The organism is Lunatibacter salilacus (assembly GCF_009797935.1).
Classification (GTDB): Bacteria; Bacteroidota; Bacteroidia; order Cytophagales; family Cyclobacteriaceae; genus Lunatibacter; species Lunatibacter salilacus.
In genome coordinates this window covers 158943-180142 of the sequence record NZ_VOLC01000009.1, presented here as the reverse complement: position 1 = coordinate 180142, position 21200 = coordinate 158943, and the positions used below count along the sequence as shown (strand labels likewise).

Here is a 21200-nt window from a genome sequence, read left to right as displayed (position 1 = left end):
CTTAATAACAGTTTTTAAAATTAATGTTAACTAATGATTAATTTTCGAAATTAAATTTTATTATTTGATAATTTCATTTATTGAGGGGTTAGGATTATTTAAGTCAATTTTGCGGAAGTAAAAAAATATGACTTACTAAATCTTACCCGAATTATGAAGAGAATTTTCAAAGCAATGATGTCATTTATGGTGGCCTCAGTCCTACTGGTAGCTTGTAGCGAAGATGAACAACCTAACAATATTGTTTCCATTAGCGGTATACCTGCTACTGCTATTATTCAAGCAGGAGAATCAGTAGGTCCAGTTACAGCATCCATTAGTGCCGCCGACGGACTGGTATCCCTTGTGATCCGAAAAGACGGAACTACATTGGAAACAATAAGTTTCAATGGCGAAACCGCTGCCAGTCATGAGTTTTCATACACCTCTACTGAAGCAGACGCCAACAGCAATATAGTATTCGAATTTATTGCTTCCGACAGCAATGGAGATAGCCAAACAGTAACGCATGTGCTGACAGTAGGTGAGGTTGCTACGACGATTCGAATAGAAGGAAATATCACGGAAGACCAGACTTGGGAAACAGGAAAGACCTATATCCTCGGCGGAAGGATTTCAGTTACGAATAATGCCACTTTGACAATTCAGCCTGGTGTAATTATAAAAGGAGAAGCAGGTTCAGGTGCCAACGCTACTGCTCTTGTAATAGCGAGAGGAGCTAAAATCGATGCCGAAGGCACTGAAACACAACCGATAATTTTCACTTCGGTGGCTGACGAGATCGAGCCCGGTATGATCGCCAGTCCAAATTTAGATCCGGATTTGGATGGCCTTTGGGGAGGTATAATCGTTTTGGGTTATGCTCCAAGTTCATTTGCTGGCGATGTAAGTGAAGTACAAATTGAAGGTATTCCACCATCCGATACCAACGGCCTTTACGGCGGAAGCGATCCGGCGGACGACTCTGGAGTATTGAAGTTCATTTCAATCAGACATGGAGGAGCCAATATAGGAGAAGGTAATGAAATCAATGGACTTACTCTTGGAGGTGTCGGTTCCGCCACTATAATTGAAAATATCGAAGTGATCGCCAATCAGGACGATGGAATTGAGTGGTTTGGTGGTACTGTCAGCGTGAAAAATGCTGTAGTGTGGAATTCTGGTGATGATGCACTTGATACTGATCAAGCTTGGTCGGGAACTATGGACAATTTTATCATCCTTTGCGGTCCCAATACGGACCATGCTTTGGAAATTGACGGACCGGAGGGATCTATGAATGCTGCCCATACACTTACAAATGGAACAGTAAGAGGTAATCCAGCTTCAGAATTGGGCGACTTCAGAGATGGCGCAAGAGGTACTTTCCAAAACATTTACTTTTTTGGCTTTACCAATCCTGACGATACTGAAGGAAGGGGAGACCTCTCGATTAGTGGGGATTTAAGCCTTGCAAACTTCCAAAATGGGATTTTGAATTTTAATAATTTGGAGATCACACTTGCCGAAGAGGTTTCGCTTATGGATGTTTTCCGAAACGGAACTCATGCACACGCAAGTGAAGTAGCACTAGGTGCGAACACGGTAGGAGCTGATAAGACAGCGTTCGCAGGCTGGTCTTGGGCTGCTGTTTCCGGAGAATTGGATGATTTATAATTCTGATTGCTACTAATTCATTTTTCGAAAGAGATGGGGTTGCCCCATCTCTTTCTTTACTTTTTCAACAAATCGCTGTATTTCTAACTTAATTAATTCAATGAAAAAGATAATCTTAAGCTGGCTAATCTTTGGGCTAGCACTGGTGTCAACCAATATAATGGCACAAAATGGGACAATTCGCGGTACCATTTATGACGAAGGAACAGGCGAACCCCTATTTGGGGTGGCAGTTTCCGTTGTCGGTTCACAGATGGGAGCGGTTACAGATTTTGACGGAGATTTCGAACTCCAACTTACACCTGGCATCTACACCCTTGAGGCCTCATTTATCTCTTACAATTCCCTTGTTTTGGAAGGGATTTCCGTTTTGGCGGGAGAGGTTACAGTTATTGATAATCTGAAAATGAGTGAATTTACATCCGACTTGGAGACCGTCATCATTTCTGCGGAGGCCATTCGAACAACCGAAGCAGCGTTGATGAGTGTTAAAAGAAATGCAGCCCAGTTGATGGATGGCATATCCTCCTCGGCTTTTCGGCAAATCGGAGACGGGGATGCAGCATCTGCCATCAAGCGGGTTACAGGCGTTTCAATTGAAGGAGGAAAGTATGTGTACATTCGGGGTCTTGGAGACAGATACACCAAGACCGTACTTAACGGAGTGGATATACCGGGGCTGGATCCAGATCGGAACACCATCCAAATGGATATATTTCCTACTAACATCATTGATAACATCATTGTTTCTAAATCCTTCACCAGCGATCTTTCGGCAGATTTTACAGGGGGAGTAGTGGATATTGAAACCAAAGATTTCCCTGAAGAAAAAACAATGCGGATTTCTTTAAGTGGTGGTTACAACCCTTCTATGCATTTTAACAGTAATTTTTTGCGCGCTGGTACCAGTGCAACAGATTTTCTTGGATTCGATAATGGGTATCGGGAGATTCCAACTAAAGGAATATCAGATATTCCTCAATTTCCTGAAGTAGTAGGAAGTCCTGGCGGCGAAAGGGGCCAAGTTTATCAGCGAATTCTAAGAGGCTTCAATCCCGAGTTTGGAGGAAGAAGGGATCAAAACCTGATGAACGTAGGTTTTGGTTTTTCACTGGGAAACCAGTTGTCCTTGGGAAGCAACAAATTGGGCTATAACTTTGCCCTTACCTACAAGAATGACTCCGAGTACTTTCAGGATGCAGAATACAATCTTTACGCCAAACCAAGAGAAAACAATCAAACCGAATTAGAACCTTTGGAAAGATCCAGGGGAAGTTTTGGCGTAAATAACGTTTTGGTGGGTGGTTTGTTTGGATTGGCTTACAAGACGAATCTGTCCAAGTACAAGTTGAACCTAATACGTTTGCAAAACGGAGAGTCTAAGGTGGGTATATTTGATTTTGAGAATACCAATTTGGGAGCCGTGTTTGAAGCGGATCAATACAACATTGAATACAGCCAACGGTCCTTGACCAACTTAATGTTAAGTGGCTTCCATTTCTTGAAGGGAGGGGATTGGGAAGTAAACTGGAAAGTGTCCCCTACGCTATCTACTATAGAGGATCCGGATGTGCGGGTGTTGCGCTACCGAAGACCTAACCAAACAATTTCCTCTGAGGTGGGATTGCCACAACGTATCTGGAGATCGCTGAACGAACAAAACCTTGTGGGAAAACTAGATCTAACCAACAATCATCAATTGTTTGGAAAGACAGCTAAATTGCGTTTTGGATCCTCCTATGTATACAAGGAACGAGACTTTAATATTCAGGATTTTCAGTTTTCTACCGGAAATACAACCTTTGCGGGAGATCCAAACGAAGTACTTCGAGAAGAAAATCTCTTTTCGGAATCCAATCGAAACGGCGTCAGATATAATCCCTTGTTTATTCCGAACAACCCAAACAGTTTTCAAGCAAACCTGACTAATCTCGGGATATATGTCCACAGCGAGTTTTCTCCGATCAATAAGTTGAAAGCAATCGTCGGGCTGCGGGCAGAGAAATACGATCAATTTTATACTGGATCTAACCAGACCCAGACCATAGTTTTTGCAAACGAAAAAGTTCTGGACGATATGGATTTTTTTCCTACTATCAACCTAATCAATAGTATTAGGGAAAACCAGAATATCCGTTTTTCGGTGTCTAGGACAATTGCACGACCGTCCTTTAAGGAAATGTCTTTTGCAGAAATACTCGATCCGATCACCGGAAGAACCTTTGTCGGTGGATTGTTCACAGAAACTACCCAAGGAGGAACCGAAGTATTGTGGGATGGGCAACTTGAAGCTACCCGGATCAACAACTTTGATTTAAGATGGGAAAAATTTCTTCCTTCAGGGCAGTTGTTTTCTGTAAGTGCTTTCTACAAAACCTTTGATAAGCCGATAGAGATGGTGCAGTTTTTGTCTGATCCAGGAGCATTTCAACCTAGAAATGTTGGGAATGGGACGGTTGCGGGGTTGGAACTTGAACTTAGAAAATCTTTGTCCTTTATTGCGCCTAAACTGGAAAACCTGTTTTTCACTTTTAATGGTACTATTACCGAATCTAATATTCAAATGTCTGCATCCGAATTGAGGTCCCGGCAACTGACGGCCCGAGAGGGTCAAGAGATTTCATCGAAACGTGATATGGCTGGGCAGGCGCCTTACATTATCAATTCAGGCATTGCCTACAATAACTTTGTTTCGGGCTTAGAAGCAGGGATCTTTTACAATGTGCAAGGAGCTACCCTAAATTATATTGGTTTTGGCAACCGTACAGATACCTATACGGTCCCTTTTCATGCTGTTAATCTTAGTATCAATAAGACTTTTGGCATAGCGGAAAGGTTAAAAGCTGGATTAAATGTTCAAAATTTACTAAATCAATCCCGCCAGGAAGTGTTCCGGTCTTTTCAAGCCAAAGATCAGATTTTTTCTAGCCTAAACCCGGGAACATTGATCAATTTTAATTTCTCTTATTCGCTTTAATTAGCGCATACCTCACATAAAAAAATATCCTTTCGAAACAGAAGGGATATTTTTTTTGTTTCTATATTACGAAATTGTTAACTTTAGTTAACATTAGATTAATATAGAAAAGATGCGATGGTTTTTTCTTTTGATGGGGTTGTATTTTGCACCGGGTCTGTTGGCTGCGGGTGATGGGAATGATCATAATCTTTTGAAATTCAAATCACGAAAAACTAACATGCCTCTAGTTCAGACTTGGCTAGCAGAAAGTGATTCGTTTGAAGCTTTATACCGGAAATTAGAAAACGATTTTGATCGCTTTGGCGAATCTGAAAGAATGGTAAGGTCCATCTTCTACCGTTCGCATCAGCAGTTATTTCATCAATACAGGCAATTTACCCTAGATAGAGATGCCTTGACGGATGGGCTGTACGACTGTGTCAGCGGTTCGTTAATTTTGGCTGCGCTTTTAGATCATTTTGGGTTCTCATACGAGGTTATAGAAACATCATATCATGTTTTTTTGCAAGTAGATGTGAAGGAACGCCGCTTGCTTTTAGAAGTGACCGACCCTCACCACGGTTTTATTGCCGATCCAGTTCGAATGGAACAGTATATAAATACCTATATTGAAGAACTTGGAAATCAAGCTTTGTGGGAAGGGGCAGTAAATGAGTTTACGGTTGTATTACCAGCTGTCTACCAGTCGATCAGCCTTCAAAACCTGTTGGGCTTGCAATACTTTAATCAATCTATTCGGTATTTCAATGAGGGCAATCCCATCGCTGCTTATCAGTTTTCAGTTACTGCATTGAAATTCCACGATTCGGAAAGGATCCGGAATTTTAGAGATTTTTTAAAACAAGAACTGATGCTAGCAGCCAACTAAAAACTCCATTAGCTCTCAATTATTTTTTTCCTTTATTAATAACCCATGAGAATTATTTATCGAACAAGGCACGTTGTTTGGTAAATAAAAAATACCTTCAAAAATCCGGAGCCTAAAGCCCCATCCTAATCCCTTTCCCATGCAACTATTCAAATGCGATCATTGCAATCATCCAATATATTTTGACAGTGCATATTGCAACAATTGCGGGTCAACATTGGGTTTTTTCCCGGAGAAGATGGAAATGTTGGCTTTAAAGGTTCCGAATGAAGGGAGCTTTATCAGTCATGCCTACGCCATTTCCCTAAACTTTTGCTCCAATTATTCCCACGATGTCTGCAATTGGTTGATTCCAGCAGATCAAACCAACCCATTTTGTCCTGCCTGTCAGCTTAATGGTATCATTCCCAACCTTTCCAAAGCCGAATATCGGGAGCGATGGAAGGTTATCGAACAGGCTAAACACAGGTTAGTCTATGCCATCCTGAGGTGGGAGCTTCCCCTGATCAGCAAATCCCAGGATTGGGATAAAGGATTGATTTTTAATTTCAAATCTGACGATCATATGCCTCCCGGCAGCCGGGTTTTGACAGGCCATGCCGATGGGGTGATTACGATGAATATTGCGGAAGCCAACGATGTGGAACGGGAAATGGCCAAAAAAGAAATGGAGGAAGTCTATCGTACCGTGTTAGGACATCTCAGGCATGAGGTCGGACACTATTATTGGGAACGCCTTATTATGCAATCAGCTTATCTGGCAGAATTCAGACAACTATTCGGAGATGAGCGGGAAAGCTATCAATCAGCCCTGGAGAATCATTATCAAAACGGTGCTCCCGCTGATTGGAAAAAAAATTTTATTAGCTCCTACGCCACTATGCATCCATGGGAAGATTGGGCGGAAACTTGGGCCCATTACCTCCATATTGTAGATACACTGGAGACTGCCTACAGTTTTGGAACAAAAATATCCCCGAGGATGCAACAGTCTGGAGAGTATCTTAGCAGCGATGTGGATGAAAATGCCTATTACTGTAAAAATTTCAACAAGATAATTGCCATGTGGATGCCTTTGTCTATCGCTCTCAACAGCTTAAACCGAAGTATGGGTTCCAAGGACATTTATCCTTTTGTGATAAATCCTTCCGTTATCAAAAAATTGAGCTTTGTTCATCAAGTTATTCATAGCCATTCCAGTGATTAGCCTGATAAAAAATTTCAACGGAGTTTTTCATTGTTTTTATGTCGGTCCTTGTCCCGAATATTCTTCTTTTCAAAATTCTTCTCCAAGGCATCTGTTAAGTCCACGCCTGTCTGATTGGCCAGACAAATCAATACCCAAAGTACATCCGCCATTTCATCGGCCAGGTCCTTGTCTTTGTCACTTTCTTTGAAAGACTGCTCCCCATATTTACGGGACATGATACGGGCCACTTCGCCGACTTCTTCAGTGAGGATAGCCATATTGGTCAATTCACTGAAATACCGGACACCAGTTGTTTGAATCCATTTGTCCACCTGCTGCTGTGCTTCTGCTATGGTCATTGGTGATTTGTTTATAGTTGAATATATGGGGGCAATTTAGCTTACCCGTTTTCCTTGTACTAAATGAATTTCCTTTTCCACCGCCTTAGGGATATCATCGGCATAATGGCTTACATAAACTAAACCCATGGGTGTGTGGGCACAAACAGAATCCACGATCAGCTTAAAACGTTGACGCTGCTCGTCGTCCATTCCCTGTGCCGCTTCGTCAAGGATCAATAAGGCCGGTCTTTTGATTAACGCACGGGCAAGTAGGCAGAAACGCTGCTCTTCTAGCGATACCTGTGCCAGTCTCAGGGCAGCAATATGGGGTATTTCCAGTGCATTTAGCCATTTTTTGGCAAGTGTTTCCTCTGCCTCTGTAGTTTTACGGAATAAGCCAACGGTATCAAAAAGCCCCGAAAGAACAATTTTAAGACAGGTTTGGTTTTTGGGAAAATACCTTCCCAATTCGGGAGAAACAAATCCCACCGGACGCTTAATATCCCAAATACTTTCCCCCGTGCCTCTCTTTCTGTCGAAAAGCGAAAAGTCATTGGCATAGGCTTGGGGATTTTCTCCCAAAAGCAAACTTACCAAGGTAGATTTTCCAGCTCCGTTATGACCTTTTAGTGCCCATCTCTCTCCCGGTTTTACTTCCCAATTCAGGTTGTCCAAAAGCATCTTTTCTCCATAGGAGATATTCACTCCTATCATTTGAATAAGGTTTCTATAGGGCACTGTAGGATAATTTTTCAGTAAGGATAGCAGTTCCTTGGATATTAGTTGCGACGAAGGGATAGAAGTCCATTCAACCTGTTCTGTTCGGGAGATGGGGAAAAGTTTCCCGTGTTTCAACTGCCCGACATGGGTGATGGAGTTAGGTATTTCTCCTATGGATGTAGTCATAACCACCTGAATTCCTGAATCAATGATGGTTTTCAATATACCGCCAAATTTCATCCGGGTTTCCTGATCCAGGCCCGTAAGGGGACGGTCCATTAGAAATAAAAGCGGGTTTTTCAGCAGGGCGGCAGCAATTGCCAATCGGCGTGTCTCACCATTGGATAGCTTTATCAGTGATTTGTCGGCTAGCGGTCCCAGATCCATGGTTTTCAGGACCCTCTCTACATTCCAGTGCCCCTTTATACCCGCATCCGCCTCCTTTAGGTAGTCGATGACCGTTGCTGCGGCTTCGGAGTCTGCACTGTTGAAGCGCTGTTGATAATAGAAATCCTGTACATTGGACTTATTGCGAAAAGTGTACGTTTGGGAAACAAAGGCAATCAGGTCTCGAAAGCTATTAACTTTCCCTACCTGTCGTTGTTTCTCTTGATAAGCTTCCGCAAAGGTACGTTCTACATTACCTTTAGTGATGGAAGTGCGGCCAAGTAGGGTTTCCAAAAAGGTGGTTTTTTCCAAGCCGGAGGAGGCGATGATCGCCCAGTTTTCTCCAGAAAGCATTTTAAAATCCAAATCCTGAAATATAGTTTGTCCGTTTTTTAGGACAGTCGCATGGGATAGTTTTAAAAAGGCATTGGGTTCACTCATTATTACAAGTTTATTTGGAAGAGGTTATACTCATTGAATCCCATGATCCCCAACTTCATATTTTGTTTTTAGAATCTATAATGATCGTTACCGGACCGTCATTGACAAGGGATACCTGCATGTTTGCGCCAAACTCACCAGTCTGGATGTGTTTGCCCAAGTCTTCACCAAGCTGCTGGATGGTCGCTTCGTATAGGGGGATTGCAACTTCCGGTTTAGCAGCTTTTATGTAAGATGGACGGTTCCCTTTTTTGGTGCTCGCATGTAGCGTAAATTGACTGATAAGCAAGATATCCCCACCTATATCCATTATACTCCTATTCATAATGCCATTTTCATCCGGAAATATCCGAAGTTGTACAATTTTCTTAGAAAGCCACTGTATATCTTCTTGAATATCGGCATCCTCAATTCCGAGAAGAATCAACACTCCTATTCCTATCCTGCCTTTAACCTGTCCGGCAATGCTTACCGAAGATTCACTTACCCGTTGTATAACTGCAATCATGAAAAAATATTAAAGCATTTCCAGGTTCACGATGGTTTGGACATTTTTATCACTGGGACTAAGGGCAGAGCGGAGCATGGCTTTTGCCACCTGATGGTCATATATGGGTTTGTATTTTTTCATAATACCCAAAAAGGTAACGACCTGCATGGCTATTTTGCCTATCTCTTCCCCCAAGCGGGTTTTCCCACGATTTCCTAATAAGACAGAGGGTTGAAAGATCCCCAAATAATCAAAGGGAATCAGCTTGAGATCTTCTTCCACTTCTCCCTTTACTTTATTATAGAATATAGATGAGCGGGGATCGGCTCCCAATGCACTCACGTACAAAAATTTGGTCGCCCCCTGTTGAAGGCTCCAATTCGCAAAGTCCACCACATAATCATGGTCTATCTGGCGAAATTTTTCTTTGGAACCAGCGTCTTTGATGGTAGTTCCCAAGGAACAGAATGCATGGATTTCAACATGCTTACCATCTAACCCCTGGATAAGGGCGTGATAATCTCCTCCACGGTTTTGATCCCGGATTTTCTCTGTCAAATGAAGTAGATGCAGCTTATCAAAATCCACCTTTAGCTGTATCAGCTTGTGGTGCTTCAACGCAAGCTCACGCCTTCCTAGCGAAATGACATAAGAATAGGAGGGTTCCTGGAAAAGCTGATGCAATATTTGCATGCCCACCAACCCAGAAGCACCCGAAACGAAGGCTATTTTTTGGTTCATAGTTGTAAATCAGATTGTTCGCTTTCCCAAAAAAGAAACTGCTCGATATCTGTTTGAAGACTTTTATATATGCCAAGTAACACAGACAAATCGTCTACATATCCCACAAAGGGTATGAAATCCGGAACCAAATCCAGGGGAAGCGCAAAATATAAAAGTCCGAGAACCAACAACCCCAAAGATCGGTTGGATAATCCTTTATATCGGCCCTTAACATGGGCCGTAAGCATCCGGATAAATATGTCCAACTGCTTTCTTACAGCCACTACAGCCGGACTGTCTATAAGCTGATGAACTTTCACCGTAACTTGCTGAAGTAGGCTTTTGAGTTTAACCTGGGATGCGGCTATCTCTTGGGCCTTTTTGTAATATAGGGCCTTCGCCTGATGAAGGACTTGTTGGTACTCTGATTTTAGTTTCATGGTAATGGGATTAAAAATAGACCCTTATTTCTGATTTTACATTTTTTCTGGCTTGGGCCAGGGTGTCATTTTGTTGCTCCATGGAAAGATGGAAGATGCGCTTTGCCAAATCCAAACCTACTGCCTCCTTATTCAGGTCTTGATAGGCACGGTTTATTATCGTAATGACCTGTTCCACGGCATTCCGGATACTTTCCCAAGTTTCGTCCGAGAAGTAGATTTGTTGGGAAAGGTTATGGTTAAACTCTTCCCTTACTTCCGCAATCAGCTGCATGTGAAGTTCAGTTGCGCTCAATCCCCCCTGATTGATTCTCCGCACCAAGGAATTTGGTGTAATTCGTTCCAACAAAAGGCAGAGGCGCTCACCCGCTTGAAGCCGGATTGGCAGAATTACTTCGGTATTTTTGGTTTTCAGTTCCAAGTGCTTTTGACTCCATTCTTTCTTCAAAAATGATACCGTGATGATGTACATCCCATAAATAACTAGGCCCGCCGGTAAAATGATTTTCAGAAGGTCAACAATGTATTCCATAAGTCTGATGAATTTTGGTCCGAATATCTTAAATATACGCTAGGAAAGCTATGTGCTTTCCATTTTTCTAAGTTAAGTTTGAACCATTAAACGAAGAAAAGTATTTTGTTGACATGTTAAATCCCATAACTATTACTTCAAAGGCACTGGAGGAAATAAAAAATATCCTGACCAGCAAAAATATTCCTGAGGGCTATGCGCTGCGTATTGGGGTAAAGGGCGGCGGATGTGGTGGTGTTTCGTACGCATTGGGCTTTGACATGCCTAAGCCTGAGGATCAGGTTTTTCCCTGGGAGGGAATCCAACTGCTGATCGAAAAGAGGCACGTCATGTTTTTGATGGGGATGCAAATTGATTTTTATGAAGGAAACGATGCCCGGGGATTTACCTTTGTAAATACAGCCCTTCCCAAAAGGCATGATGTTTAGGAGGTGGCAGCGTTTTACTTTAATTTTAATTCCGCAAACCTGCCAGGTTTCACCCATGTTATTTGCTACCTAGCTGATTATCAGAAAACCTGCCAGGTTTTCTGATAATCAGCTAGTTACTGGAACGTACCGTTGATTTAGGTTAAAAATAAACTTTAAACTTCCAGCATCGACTATATTTTAAACCAACCCCTCAAAACCGTATTTGACATTGGACCAAAAGCTGTCAAGGGCGATGATACGGGGTTTGAAGAAGGAAATAATGGCCGGCCAGTCGGCTTCGTCCATGACATTCACGCCTTCAAGCCTCATCTCTACTACCGAAACGGTCTTTCCAAATTCGTCCAAACTTAGCAATTTCCACTCCCAAGGCTCTTTCGTTTCCAGCTCCAGCAATTTTTTGAATTGCTCAAACTGGCCAAACAGCAGTTCCTGAATATCCTGATCCGGGTGGGTGATTTCCATGCCAATAGAAGCAAAATCCCGTTCAGCCCGCATCCTGAAAAAAATACTTTTGATACCTGTTTTATAGTTTTGCCAAGAGATGCGCCCGCCCTCGGCTGACGGAACGGGCTTCATATATCCTCCAAATGCCGTCCAAAATTCCTGTTTGGTTTTACTTTCCTGAGCTTTTGAATACATGATTACTGCTGAGAAGCCTCATAATCGTCTGGATAGGTGACCTCTACTACCGAATAATTCACTACCCCTCCCAGGGCTGGATTATGTTTTTTGATGACAATTTGAACCGCTAACAGGTCAGGGTATGTCTTCAAAATATCCTGGATCATCAAATGCGCCAGATGTTCCAGCAATTTAACAGGCTCCTGCATATGGGATTTTGCAATTTGATATACCTTATAGTAGTCCACCGTAGACTTGAGGTCATCATTCAGCATGGCTTGCTGGAAGTCCGTCTCCACATGTATGTCTACTGTGAATCGGTTACCCAATTTTTTTTCTTCTGAAAACACGCCATGATAGGCGTGAAATTCAATCCCTTCCAGTGATACCCTTCCCATTAATCAAACTGGTCAAAAAAGGATCCTGTATTTCTTTCATTAGGCTTATTTGAAGTTTCTTCCTTTTCGATTGGATTCGTTGCTTCAGGTTCCCTGGAATAAGGTGGTTCCGGCTTCTCCTCGATACCACTTTCCTCATTGATTTCAGGAAAAGATTCTGCTTCCTTGCTTAAACTGGAAGAAGGCTGTTCTGCGGATGGCAGACTGGGAGTGCCTTGGTAATTTCCTCTCCTTTGAAGCTCCTTTACCCTTTGAGTGTGGATGGAAAGGTCAATTTTTTGAAATTCATCCTGATTTTGCCTGACATTTTCCAGGGTATCGTTGGCCAAATTTTTAATGTTTTTGAGAATGCTTTCCCGCTGATTGACCAGAAACGAGTAACTGTCTACTAGCGATCTTACTTCGTCTTTCAGGTCCTCGATGATTTCCCGGGATTGATTTTCCGCCTGCTCCAGTAAATTACGGGCCTTGCCCTTGGAATCAGATTCCATCAGATCTGCATTCATCTGAGCTTCCTTGAGTATCAGATCCGCTGTTTTATTGGCATGCTCTATTATACTTGCGCCCGTGTCTTCTGCAGTCTTTAGCGTCTTGAAGAGCGAGTCTTCGATTTCCCGCAATTTCCGTGATTCTTTATCAGCCTGCTCATACTTCATTTGGAGCATGTTTTTTTCCTCCATCACTTTTTCCCATTCCTGGGAGAGGTAGATTAAAAAGGAAGAAACTTCATCTTTGTCGTAGCCCCGGATTTGTTTTTCGAAGGTTTTCTGACGAATGTCTAAAGGGGTAATTTTCATGTGATTATTATTTGTTTTTTAATTGCCACATGGAATCTCGCATGTTTTATAATCATCCCTCTGTTTGGCGCCTGCGTCATGCTCGATTTCATATAGCTAAAATTCTAAATCCCAAATTGATACAGTCCGGTCGTCGCTGCAGGCAATGATGTGTTGCCTGTGGTGACTCCAGATTACTTTGTTAATGGAGGTACCGTGACCTGCGTGCCTACCCTTATCGATTACTTTTAAGAGTTGATAGGTATGGGCATCCCAAATTTTGATGGATTTGTCCATGCTACAAGTTACAAAATATTTGCCATCCTCCCGAAAGGTAAGAAAATTAATGGCATACATGTGCGCCACGATACGTTCTGATTGCTCATAGGTGTGAGCGTCCCAAATACTCAGAGTAGCATCCCTTCCTCCACTGATCAGTACCCTTCCATCTGGAGAATACTCCAAGGCAAACACCGAGTTAGTATGGGCTTCCAGCCGGGTAATAGGGAGAAGGCCATCTGTGTGTAGTATGGTTACCGAGTTATCACTACTGCCAACAGCCACCTGATCCCCCTTCGGATTAAAGGCCAGAACTCGAAGAGACGAATCACTGAGTTTGATGTGCTTTAGAGGTGATCTTTCCCTAATGTCTATTACCAGAAGCACTCCATCCCCGGTAGCAACATAGAGTAGATCTCCTTGTACTTTAATGTCAAAAATGGCACTAGAGGTAAGCTTAAGGGACCACAGTTCCTCTTTGTTGGCGAGGTCTATGACATGTATTCCTTCAAAATTATGGCCTATAAATAAAAGATTGCGAAGAGGGTCGACGGCTAGGGCATATACGGAATTCGGCAAATTGGCCAACAGCTTTCCGTCCTTGGGCTGATCGAGATCCCATTCCACTACCATCCCATCGCCGGCTCCTGTATAAAAATACTGCGGATCACTTCCTTCAGTCAGGGCAAAAATAGAGTGATTGTGTCCAGTGAGGGAATGAAGTTTATTAACTTGAATTTTTGCCATATATTGCAATTAATATAATCACCTCCACCTCCGTCATTCGCATGCAAACAAAATTAGAAAAAATAAGTCCGTTATCAGCTATTGCCGTTAATAATATTCATTTACAACACCATAATGAGTTGGATTTTTTGAGTTTTAGAGAAAAATTGTCCTACTCAAATATAAGCCATCCGCATAAAAAAATAGAGTGGAAGGGAGCAAGGTTAGCGATAAAGGCTGCACTGGAACTGATTCAGCTTCCCTATCCGGGCTTCTACAAAGATTCTCACGGGAAATCCTATCCCATGGATGGTTACGGATATGTTTCGCTCACGCACAGTTATGACATAGCCGCCGCCATATTTCATAAAGAAATGCCAGTTGGCATTGATTTGGAGAAAATTAGGGAAAAGGCAGTACCCCTTGGACCAAAGTATTTAGATCCTTCGGAACAGGAGTTTTTGGATAATGATGTTTTGATGCATACCATCGCTTGGTCTGCAAAGGAAAGTATCTTTAAATGTCAGGGAAGAAAGGGGATAAGTTTGAGGCAAAATATATTGTTGCAACCATTCTCTTCCCAAGATCGGGAAATCAAAGGAAGGATTTATGCAACCGGCAGTTCCGATCACCATTACCTTGTTCGGGTAATTCGGGAAGGGGATATGATTTTGACCTATACCATTTGGTAAAATTGAAAAGATCTTCTCAAATACTGGGAATTTTTAGCTAACTTATTGGCGAATTTGGAGAGTAAAAATACTAGACGAAAGGTTGTAATGGGTAGATCAATTCTGTTTTTCGGTAAACTGATCCTATTGGGGTGGATGGGGCTAGCTGATGCTTTAGGACAGCGCATATCTAACATTGAGCTAACAGATGCGGTAAGCGGTGAAAACTTTTCATGGGAGCAACATCGCTCTGCGAAAGGTGTGGTCTTGATTTTTTCGAGCATTACCTGTCCGTTTTCTAAACTTTATGAAGATAGGATAACTGCTCTCAATGATGAGTTTTCTCCACTAGGAGTAGTATTTGCGCTGGTAAACCCACATGTATTCCTTGGGACTTCAGAAAGTCAGGAAACCATGGCGAGAGTTGCAAAGGAAAGGGGATATGCGATGCCCTATTTAATGGATACGCAGCAATCACTAGCTACCTATTTACAGGTGACAAAAATCCCAGAAGCAGTAGTCATCACCCAAGGTCCGACTGGCTATGCTGTGGTGTACAAAGGAGCAATAGACAATAACCCACAATCCCCCGAAAGTGCCCAGATGAAATACTTGGAAAATGCGCTGACGAATTTGCTTGCACGAAAAAGTCCAAGTCCCGCCTCCACCCGTGCGGTAGGGTGTAATATTCGGCAGCTGCGATAAATTTCTAGTCTATTTCAATGCTGCGTTTTCTAAAAAAAAATAAAGAACTTATCGGTCTAGAATATCCATCAGCTCCTCCACTTCCTGCTTTTTATCCAATTCACCAATCTTGTCAAAGGCATAAATGAGATTTCGAAGAGTTCTTTTCATGATGACTTCATTCTCGCAAGGTTCAAAAAACTCGTCCTTAGGCTCCAGTTTTAAGTGTTCCAGGTAGTTGTGAATATCCTGCCGGGAAAAGATCAACCCTTTGTTAAACGCATTAATATATACGGTTAAGTTGTCTGATTTGTAGGTCAAGACAAACAAATTCGGGAGGTTTACTCCATAAATGGGTAATCCAAGCTTCCTGGCTACCAATAAATAAACGGCACATAGGCTGATCGGATTCCCCCTTTTTGAATCCAGCACATTACTCAACATACTGTTGCCCGGTGAATGAAAATTTTTAGTGTTTGCGGCAAATTTAAGGTCATTAAAAAGCACACTGTTTATGGTTCGGATTTTTTCGTAGGGAGGGGCATCGTTTTTGAAAGATGTCCAGACTTCAAAATAGATCTGATGCATGGTCGCATTAAGCTGATCAAAATCCAAATCAGGATACTGATAGGTATTTATGATCCATAACCCTGTCAACAAGTCCTGCTCTGATGACTGTTTCCATTCAGTAAGTCGCTCCTTGAGAAGAGAAAACTGAAGCTCATGTACCAGATCCTCGATCTCTTTCTGAATATCCGGGTTGAAACTGTTTTCCCAAGTTTGTTCCAAAAAAGGAATAATTTGACTTCCCAAAGAAATGATCCTATCCCTGACATGTTCTTTGACCTCCTTATCGGTGTCATCCAGCAGGGATACCAAGGCTTTCAGTTCGTTTTCATTTATATCCATAAGCGGTAGATTAAATTCCTACAGCGATTCGATTTCTTCTTTATAGGCTTTTACAGCCCTAAACAGCCCAGAAGCAATGTAGGTTTGGCCGTCCTTGCTATTCAAATACCTTTCTTCATTTGCGTTGGATAGGAATCCTACTTCAACCAATACGCTGGGCATGCTTGTGGTCCAAAGAACATAAAAGGGTGCCTGCTTCACTCCCCTGCTGCTACGGTTTACCCGGGTAACAAAATCATTTTCGATTTTTTCCGCGAGGGAGAGGCTATTGGCGAAATAGGCCTTTTGCATGAGATTAAACATCATGTAGGACTCCGGAGATTTAGGGTCAAACCCTTCATAATTTTCCTCATAGTCATCCTCCAATAAGATCACGGCGTTTTCACGTTTTACAATTTCAAAATTGGCATTGAAGTTTTTGTTCCCCATGACAAACGTTTCGGTACCATAAACACCCCCGGTAGTGGTTGCGTTGCAATGTATTGAAATGAAAAGATCAGCTCTGTTGCGATTGGCGATGCTCGCACGTTCTTTCAGCTCAATAAAAGTATCTGACTTTCGGGTATAAATCACTTCTACTTCTGGCATCAATTCCTCGATGTACTGACCCAACTTTAAAGCCAAAGAAAGGGCCACGTCCTTTTCCCGGGAGGTTTTACCTACCGTGCCGGGGTCCTTTCCTCCGTGCCCCGCATCTATGACTACCCGTCTTAATTTAAACTCCGAGGCCCGTTCTCCCGTCGGTAAAAAACCTGTCATGATTAGGGAAAAAGTAAGTAGGGAAATTATAAGAATATTTTTAGCTCTCCTTCGTTTCATAAACTGTTAATAAGATTAACTTTACGCAAAATTTGTAAATTTTTGAAGCAAACAGAAATAATCGGTGCATTATATTAAGCTCGTTTTTCTTTCCATTTCCTTGCTCCTCTTTTTCCATAAGCCCGTTTCCGGCCAAGAGCCGGCAACCAGGCCTTCGGAAAGAGTTCTAATTGCCCCTGATACCTTGATCAACCCGCTGGTTTTTCCGGACACTACCATTATAGCTCTTCCAGATAGTATATTAAACGTAGATGATCTCATTTTAGCCGAAGATAGTGCAAAAGTTCAACAGGTAGGTGATATTGTAACCATTATCAATTATTTTGCCGAAGATAGCATTGTGTCGGATTTTACGGCCAATAAAGTTTTTTTGTACAAAGAAGCTTGGTTTGAATATGGAGAAATCAGACTGGATGCGGATTACATTGTTATCGATTGGGAAAAAAGCGAACTGTTTGCTTCAGGTCTAAAAGACACGACCGGCGTAATCCAGGGAACTCCCATGTTCAAGGAAGGGCAAAGTATATACGAAATCCGCAAAGACATGCGGTATAATTTCAAAACCAGCAAAGCCATCATCACTGATGTGGTTACCCAGCAGGACGAAGGCCTGCTTCGTGGAGAAACAGTAAAAAAGGGAAGGGATGGAAGCATCTACCTGAATAAAGGGTTTTATACCACCTGTGACTTGGTGGAGCCGCATTGGCATATTTCTTCTTCCAAGATCAAATCCATTCGGGGAAAGCAAGTCGTGTCAGGACCGTTTAATTTATATTTCAACGGCATTCCAACTCCGCTAGGGCTACCCTTTGGGATAATTCCAGATACCCCTGAGGAGAAAGTCTCAGGAATCATTTTCCCTTCCTACGGGCAGGAGCAAATAAGGGGGTTTTTCCTTAGGGATTTTGGCTATTATTTCGCCCTCAATGACTATATCCACACCAAAGTAACGGGGGAAGTCTATTCACTGGGGGGCTATGGTGCCAAGACCGCCTCCGTATATAATAAGCGGTATCGGTACAAAGGAGGTTTCAACATCGATTATCAGAAATTTCAAAGTCCGGAGACGGCTGAGGTACCACTCGAATATGACGCATTCTGGCTTCGCTGGAACCATACCCCGGAATCAAGGGGGAATTCACGTTTTTCCGCCTCTGCCAACTTCGGTACCAAGTCCTACAATGACAATGTATTGCAGCAGCAAAATTTTCAGCAAAACATGTCTTCCGACTTTTCTTCTAATATCTCTTACAGCAAAACCTTTACCGGCACACCATTCAGCATGTCAGCCAATCTGCGGCATTCTCAAAATCAGGTCACGGATGAGGTAAATCTACTTCTACCTGATATCGCAATCAACATGAACCGGCAGAATCCCTTTCGCAATATAAAGTTTGAGCCCCTTAAAACGCTAAACATTGCCTGGAACTTCAATGCCCAAAACTCCATCAACAACCGTGTCACCAATGAATTTGGTGTGGACCCAACGTTATTGCAGAGCCAGTTGGAGGAGTTTAACCAGCCTGTAGCTCCGGATATTTTGCCATTTACCTTCGCCAATTTACCCCAACTCCTGCGAGAAGCGGATAACGGCTTCCGGCATACGGTTCCAATTTCTTCCAATTTCACCCTGTTTCGTTTTTTTACCGGTACTGCTTCCATGAATTTCACGGAACTGTGGTACCTGGACCGAATCAATTACTACTACAACCCCCAAGAAGCCCGGCTTGACCGAATCCTAGAACCGGGATTTAACCGGGTGGGGTATTACAATGCGTCTTTTAACATGGCGACCAATATCTATGGGTTTTATACCTTTGGTAAAGGATCCAAGGTAGAAGCTATCCGCCATCATATACAGCCGACCTTTGGATTTAACTCCACTCCGGATTTTTCGGATCCCCGATTTGGATTTTATCAAGAAGTCCAGGTAGACGATACCGGGAGGACACAGCGAATCTCCCGCTATCAAAATTTCATTTACGGAGGAGCACCGCTCGGGGAATCAAAGGCACTAAGTATAAATATTCGGAATGTGTTGGAAGCCAAAGTAAGGTCTGAAAGTGATACTGCGGAAGTTCAGACCAAAAAGGTGCCCCTACTTCAATCATTCAACATTCAAACAAACTATAACTTTGTCGCTGATTCCTTTCAGCTGGCCCCGATTAACTTCACAACTAGGACATCCATGTTTGAAAACAGGGTATCTGTCAACGTTACCGCAAGCTTGGATCCCTATGCCACCGGCACCTACAAGGTACGAGAGCAAGAAACGGTGGCCAGGATAAACGATTTTGCTTTTCGGCGTGGGCAGGGGATTGGCACACTTAGAAATGCCACACTCAATCTTAACGGAAGCATCAATCCAAGTAAAACTGAAAAATCTCCCGGCGAGGTGAGGGATGAACTAACCAATGATTTCCTTGATCAGGGAGGCCAGTTGAATGAATTTGTGGAAAATGAAATTGATCGGATTGCCAATGATCCCAGTCAATACATTGACTGGTCCATTCCGTGGAACATGACCTTCGGATACAACCTAGCCTACAGAAAAGCCCCCAATGGAACCACCAGTGTAACCCAAGCGATCAATATATCCGGAGACTTGAGTCTCTCAGACAAATGGAAAATTAACTTTAACTCCGGGTTTGACGTGGCTGCTAAAAACATTACACAGACCATGATAGGTATAGCCCGGGACCTGCATTGCTGGCAGATGAATGTCAACTGGGTACCGTTTGGGCGATTTACAAGCTATAACATCGATATCCGGGTAAAGTCAAATATTCTGAGGGATTTAAAAGTATCGCGGCGAAGGTCCTTCTTTGACAGCTTTTAGTCAGAGTTAGGTGCGGACTTATTTTTTGTGTTAAACCAAAGACCGCTCTATGGGCATGGTCATGCAGCGTGGTCCGCCTAGCCCTCTTGACAGTTCGGAAGAAGGTATATCCAAGACTTCAACGCCAACATCCCTTAATGCCCGGTTGGTATGTTTGTTTCGGCTATAGGAGATCACCCGTCTCGGCCCTATGGTCAGCACATTAGCCCCGTCAAACCACTGTTCCCGAAGTGCATAATCCGGATTACCATTGCCCGTATGGATAATCTGGAGATGGGAAATTTCTTTTTGAAGAATAGTTGCCAACGAGTCTGACAATATCGTTTTTTTTACATGAACCTGATCATTATCATGTGCTTTAAAGGTATAGACGGCCGTTTGTACTACAGCATCTAACGCATCCGGGTAAGTAAGAATGAGATTTTCATCCAGAATGGTAAAAACGGTATCCAAGTGCATAAAATTTCGCTTTTTGGGCAGCTGCACCATGTAAACCCTTTCAATGGTGCCTTCAGAAATCACCCGCTTGGCCAAATGATAAATGGCTTTCTCATCTGTTCTCTCGGAATGCCCCACGGCAATGGCTTTTTCGGATAAAATGATTACATCCCCCCCTTCTATACTGGGAGGATTGCTGTGGCTCTCCAACGGATAGACCGTATGAATTTGATCACGAAAGATCCCGTGATTTTCAAAGACGCTGCGGACCATATTTGCCTCCCGCTGCCGTTCCTCCATCTTCATGCTCGAAAACATCACCCCCCCTGGAGTGACTGCAGCGGTATCGCGTTGAAAATATAAGTTGGGACTTGGGGGAATCAAATAAGCAAAGTCCATCAACTCTTCCAACTGCAATCCCTCCATTTTCCTTTTGGCCTCATGGACCTTTAGACCTGCGATCAATGCCGTGGCACATTCTGAGGTTGAGAGCTTTTCCATCAGGTCATCTACCAAATGTCCCAGGCGGTATTTTTGTAAAGCTTCTGACAGGAGCTGCCGAAGCAATGTCTTGTTTGTCAGAATTTCCATTAGAAGTTCATGAAACAAATACACTTTAGCCCCGGTAGCTTGTATCAATAGACTACGGAAATAGTCATGCTCCTTTTGCATCTCCTCCAGATACGGCACGTCTTCAAAGAGAAGCAGGTGTTTATTGTAGGGAGTAAGCCGATCTATTTCTTTTCCCGGTCTGTGCATCAATACAGATTTCAGTGTGCCGTACTCAGAGTTTATTCGAAGGTCTGTCATCAATTATAGTTTGATATTTTGCGCAAAAAGTT

21 protein-coding genes are annotated in these 21200 nt (G+C 42.8%); 8 read left to right on the top strand and 13 right to left on the bottom strand.

Annotation, left to right across the window (positions count from 1 at the left end; all coding sequences use genetic code 11):
• The first annotated feature begins 153 nt into the window (after nucleotides 1-153).
• The 4 genes from FQ608_RS13800 to FQ608_RS13785 all read left to right on the top strand — a co-directional run bounded on the left by FQ608_RS13800 (nucleotide 154) and on the right by FQ608_RS13785 (nucleotide 6711).
• Nucleotides 154-1656, top strand: a complete 1503-nt coding sequence (locus FQ608_RS13800; RefSeq protein WP_158858822.1) for a hypothetical protein — start codon at nucleotides 154-156, stop codon at nucleotides 1654-1656.
• Between the two features lie 100 nt (nucleotides 1657-1756).
• A complete protein-coding gene (locus FQ608_RS13795) occupies nucleotides 1757-4633 on the top strand; it encodes a TonB-dependent receptor (RefSeq protein WP_158858821.1) in 2877 nt (958 codons plus the stop codon).
• A gap of 112 nt (nucleotides 4634-4745) precedes the next feature.
• On the top strand, nucleotides 4746-5504 hold the full coding sequence (locus FQ608_RS13790; RefSeq protein ID WP_158858820.1) for a hypothetical protein: 759 nt from the start codon (nucleotides 4746-4748) through the stop codon (nucleotides 5502-5504).
• 139 nt (nucleotides 5505-5643) lie between these two features.
• Nucleotides 5644-6711 carry a zinc-binding metallopeptidase family protein gene (locus tag FQ608_RS13785; protein ID WP_158858819.1) on the top strand — a complete coding sequence of 356 codons (1068 nt, stop codon included), beginning with the start codon at nucleotides 5644-5646 and terminating at the stop codon, nucleotides 6709-6711.
• A gap of 14 nt (nucleotides 6712-6725) precedes the next feature.
• On the opposite strand, the gene FQ608_RS13780 is transcribed toward FQ608_RS13785, so the two are convergent.
• From FQ608_RS13780 to FQ608_RS13755, 6 genes are read right to left on the bottom strand one after another with little or no spacing between them, the layout of a single operon-like run.
• Nucleotides 6726-7052 carry a nucleotide pyrophosphohydrolase gene (locus FQ608_RS13780; RefSeq protein ID WP_158858818.1) on the bottom strand — a complete coding sequence of 109 codons (327 nt, stop codon included), beginning with the start codon at nucleotides 7050-7052 and terminating at the stop codon, nucleotides 6726-6728.
• A 36-nt stretch (nucleotides 7053-7088) separates the two neighbouring features.
• Entirely contained in the window at nucleotides 7089-8582 is a 1494-nt protein-coding gene (locus FQ608_RS13775) for an ATP-binding cassette domain-containing protein (protein ID WP_158858817.1), read from the bottom strand.
• A 55-nt stretch (nucleotides 8583-8637) separates the two neighbouring features.
• Nucleotides 8638-9090, bottom strand: coding sequence for a D-aminoacyl-tRNA deacylase (gene dtd / locus FQ608_RS13770; RefSeq protein ID WP_158858816.1), 453 nt, complete (start codon nucleotides 9088-9090; stop codon nucleotides 8638-8640).
• A gap of 9 nt (nucleotides 9091-9099) precedes the next feature.
• Entirely contained in the window at nucleotides 9100-9813 is a 714-nt protein-coding gene (locus tag FQ608_RS13765; protein ID WP_158858815.1) for a Rossmann-fold NAD(P)-binding domain-containing protein, read from the bottom strand.
• Nucleotides 9810-10235, bottom strand: coding sequence for a YkvA family protein (locus tag FQ608_RS13760; protein WP_158858814.1), 426 nt, complete (start codon nucleotides 10233-10235; stop codon nucleotides 9810-9812). Before FQ608_RS13760 ends, FQ608_RS13765 begins: the two co-directional genes overlap by 4 nt.
• Before the next feature lie 10 nt (nucleotides 10236-10245).
• Nucleotides 10246-10767 carry a DUF7935 family protein gene (locus FQ608_RS13755; RefSeq protein ID WP_158858813.1) on the bottom strand — a complete coding sequence of 174 codons (522 nt, stop codon included), beginning with the start codon at nucleotides 10765-10767 and terminating at the stop codon, nucleotides 10246-10248.
• Between the two features lie 113 nt (nucleotides 10768-10880).
• Between FQ608_RS13755 and FQ608_RS13750 the strand changes: the two genes are divergently transcribed.
• Entirely contained in the window at nucleotides 10881-11195 is a 315-nt protein-coding gene (locus FQ608_RS13750; protein ID WP_158858812.1) for a HesB/IscA family protein, read from the top strand.
• A gap of 180 nt (nucleotides 11196-11375) precedes the next feature.
• Here the strand turns inward: FQ608_RS13750 and FQ608_RS13745 are convergent, their stop codons facing one another.
• The 4 genes from FQ608_RS13745 to FQ608_RS13730 form a co-directional block, all read right to left on the bottom strand.
• Nucleotides 11376-11837, bottom strand: a complete 462-nt coding sequence (locus FQ608_RS13745) for a DUF4268 domain-containing protein (RefSeq protein ID WP_158858811.1) — start codon at nucleotides 11835-11837, stop codon at nucleotides 11376-11378.
• A 2-nt stretch (nucleotides 11838-11839) separates the two neighbouring features.
• The gene (gene folB, locus FQ608_RS13740) at nucleotides 11840-12217 is read right to left on the bottom strand and encodes a dihydroneopterin aldolase (protein WP_158858810.1); all 378 of its coding nucleotides are present in this window, start codon (nucleotides 12215-12217) and stop codon (nucleotides 11840-11842) included.
• Nucleotides 12217-13014, bottom strand: coding sequence for a DivIVA domain-containing protein (locus tag FQ608_RS13735; RefSeq protein WP_158858809.1), 798 nt, complete (start codon nucleotides 13012-13014; stop codon nucleotides 12217-12219). Before FQ608_RS13735 ends, folB begins: the two co-directional genes overlap by 1 nt.
• Before the next feature lie 96 nt (nucleotides 13015-13110).
• Nucleotides 13111-14019, bottom strand: coding sequence for a WD40 repeat domain-containing protein (locus FQ608_RS13730; RefSeq protein WP_158858808.1), 909 nt, complete (start codon nucleotides 14017-14019; stop codon nucleotides 13111-13113).
• Between the two features lie 41 nt (nucleotides 14020-14060).
• On the opposite strand from FQ608_RS13730, the gene FQ608_RS13725 reads away from it, so the two are divergent.
• Entirely contained in the window at nucleotides 14061-14690 is a 630-nt protein-coding gene (locus FQ608_RS13725) for a 4'-phosphopantetheinyl transferase family protein (protein ID WP_158858807.1), read from the top strand.
• Nucleotides 14691-14777: 87 nt separating this feature from the next.
• Nucleotides 14778-15374, top strand: coding sequence for a redoxin domain-containing protein (locus tag FQ608_RS13720; protein ID WP_234364198.1), 597 nt, complete (start codon nucleotides 14778-14780; stop codon nucleotides 15372-15374).
• A gap of 48 nt (nucleotides 15375-15422) precedes the next feature.
• On the opposite strand, the gene FQ608_RS13715 is transcribed toward FQ608_RS13720, so the two are convergent.
• Entirely contained in the window at nucleotides 15423-16262 is an 840-nt protein-coding gene (locus FQ608_RS13715; RefSeq protein ID WP_158858806.1) for a transglutaminase-like domain-containing protein, read from the bottom strand.
• An 18-nt stretch (nucleotides 16263-16280) separates the two neighbouring features.
• A complete protein-coding gene (locus FQ608_RS13710) occupies nucleotides 16281-17081 on the bottom strand; it encodes an N-acetylmuramoyl-L-alanine amidase family protein (protein WP_158858805.1) in 801 nt (266 codons plus the stop codon).
• 64 nt (nucleotides 17082-17145) lie between these two features.
• Here FQ608_RS13710 and FQ608_RS13705 point away from each other — a divergent pair, with 64 nt between their 5' ends.
• Nucleotides 17146-19920, top strand: coding sequence for a putative LPS assembly protein LptD (locus FQ608_RS13705; RefSeq protein WP_394351661.1), 2775 nt, complete (start codon nucleotides 17146-17148; stop codon nucleotides 19918-19920).
• 30 nt (nucleotides 19921-19950) lie between these two features.
• Here FQ608_RS13705 and FQ608_RS13700 read toward each other — a convergent pair whose 3' ends face one another.
• On the bottom strand, nucleotides 19951-21168 hold the full coding sequence (locus FQ608_RS13700) for an arginine deiminase (protein ID WP_158858804.1): 1218 nt from the start codon (nucleotides 21166-21168) through the stop codon (nucleotides 19951-19953).
• Nucleotides 21169-21200: the final 32 nt, after the last annotated feature.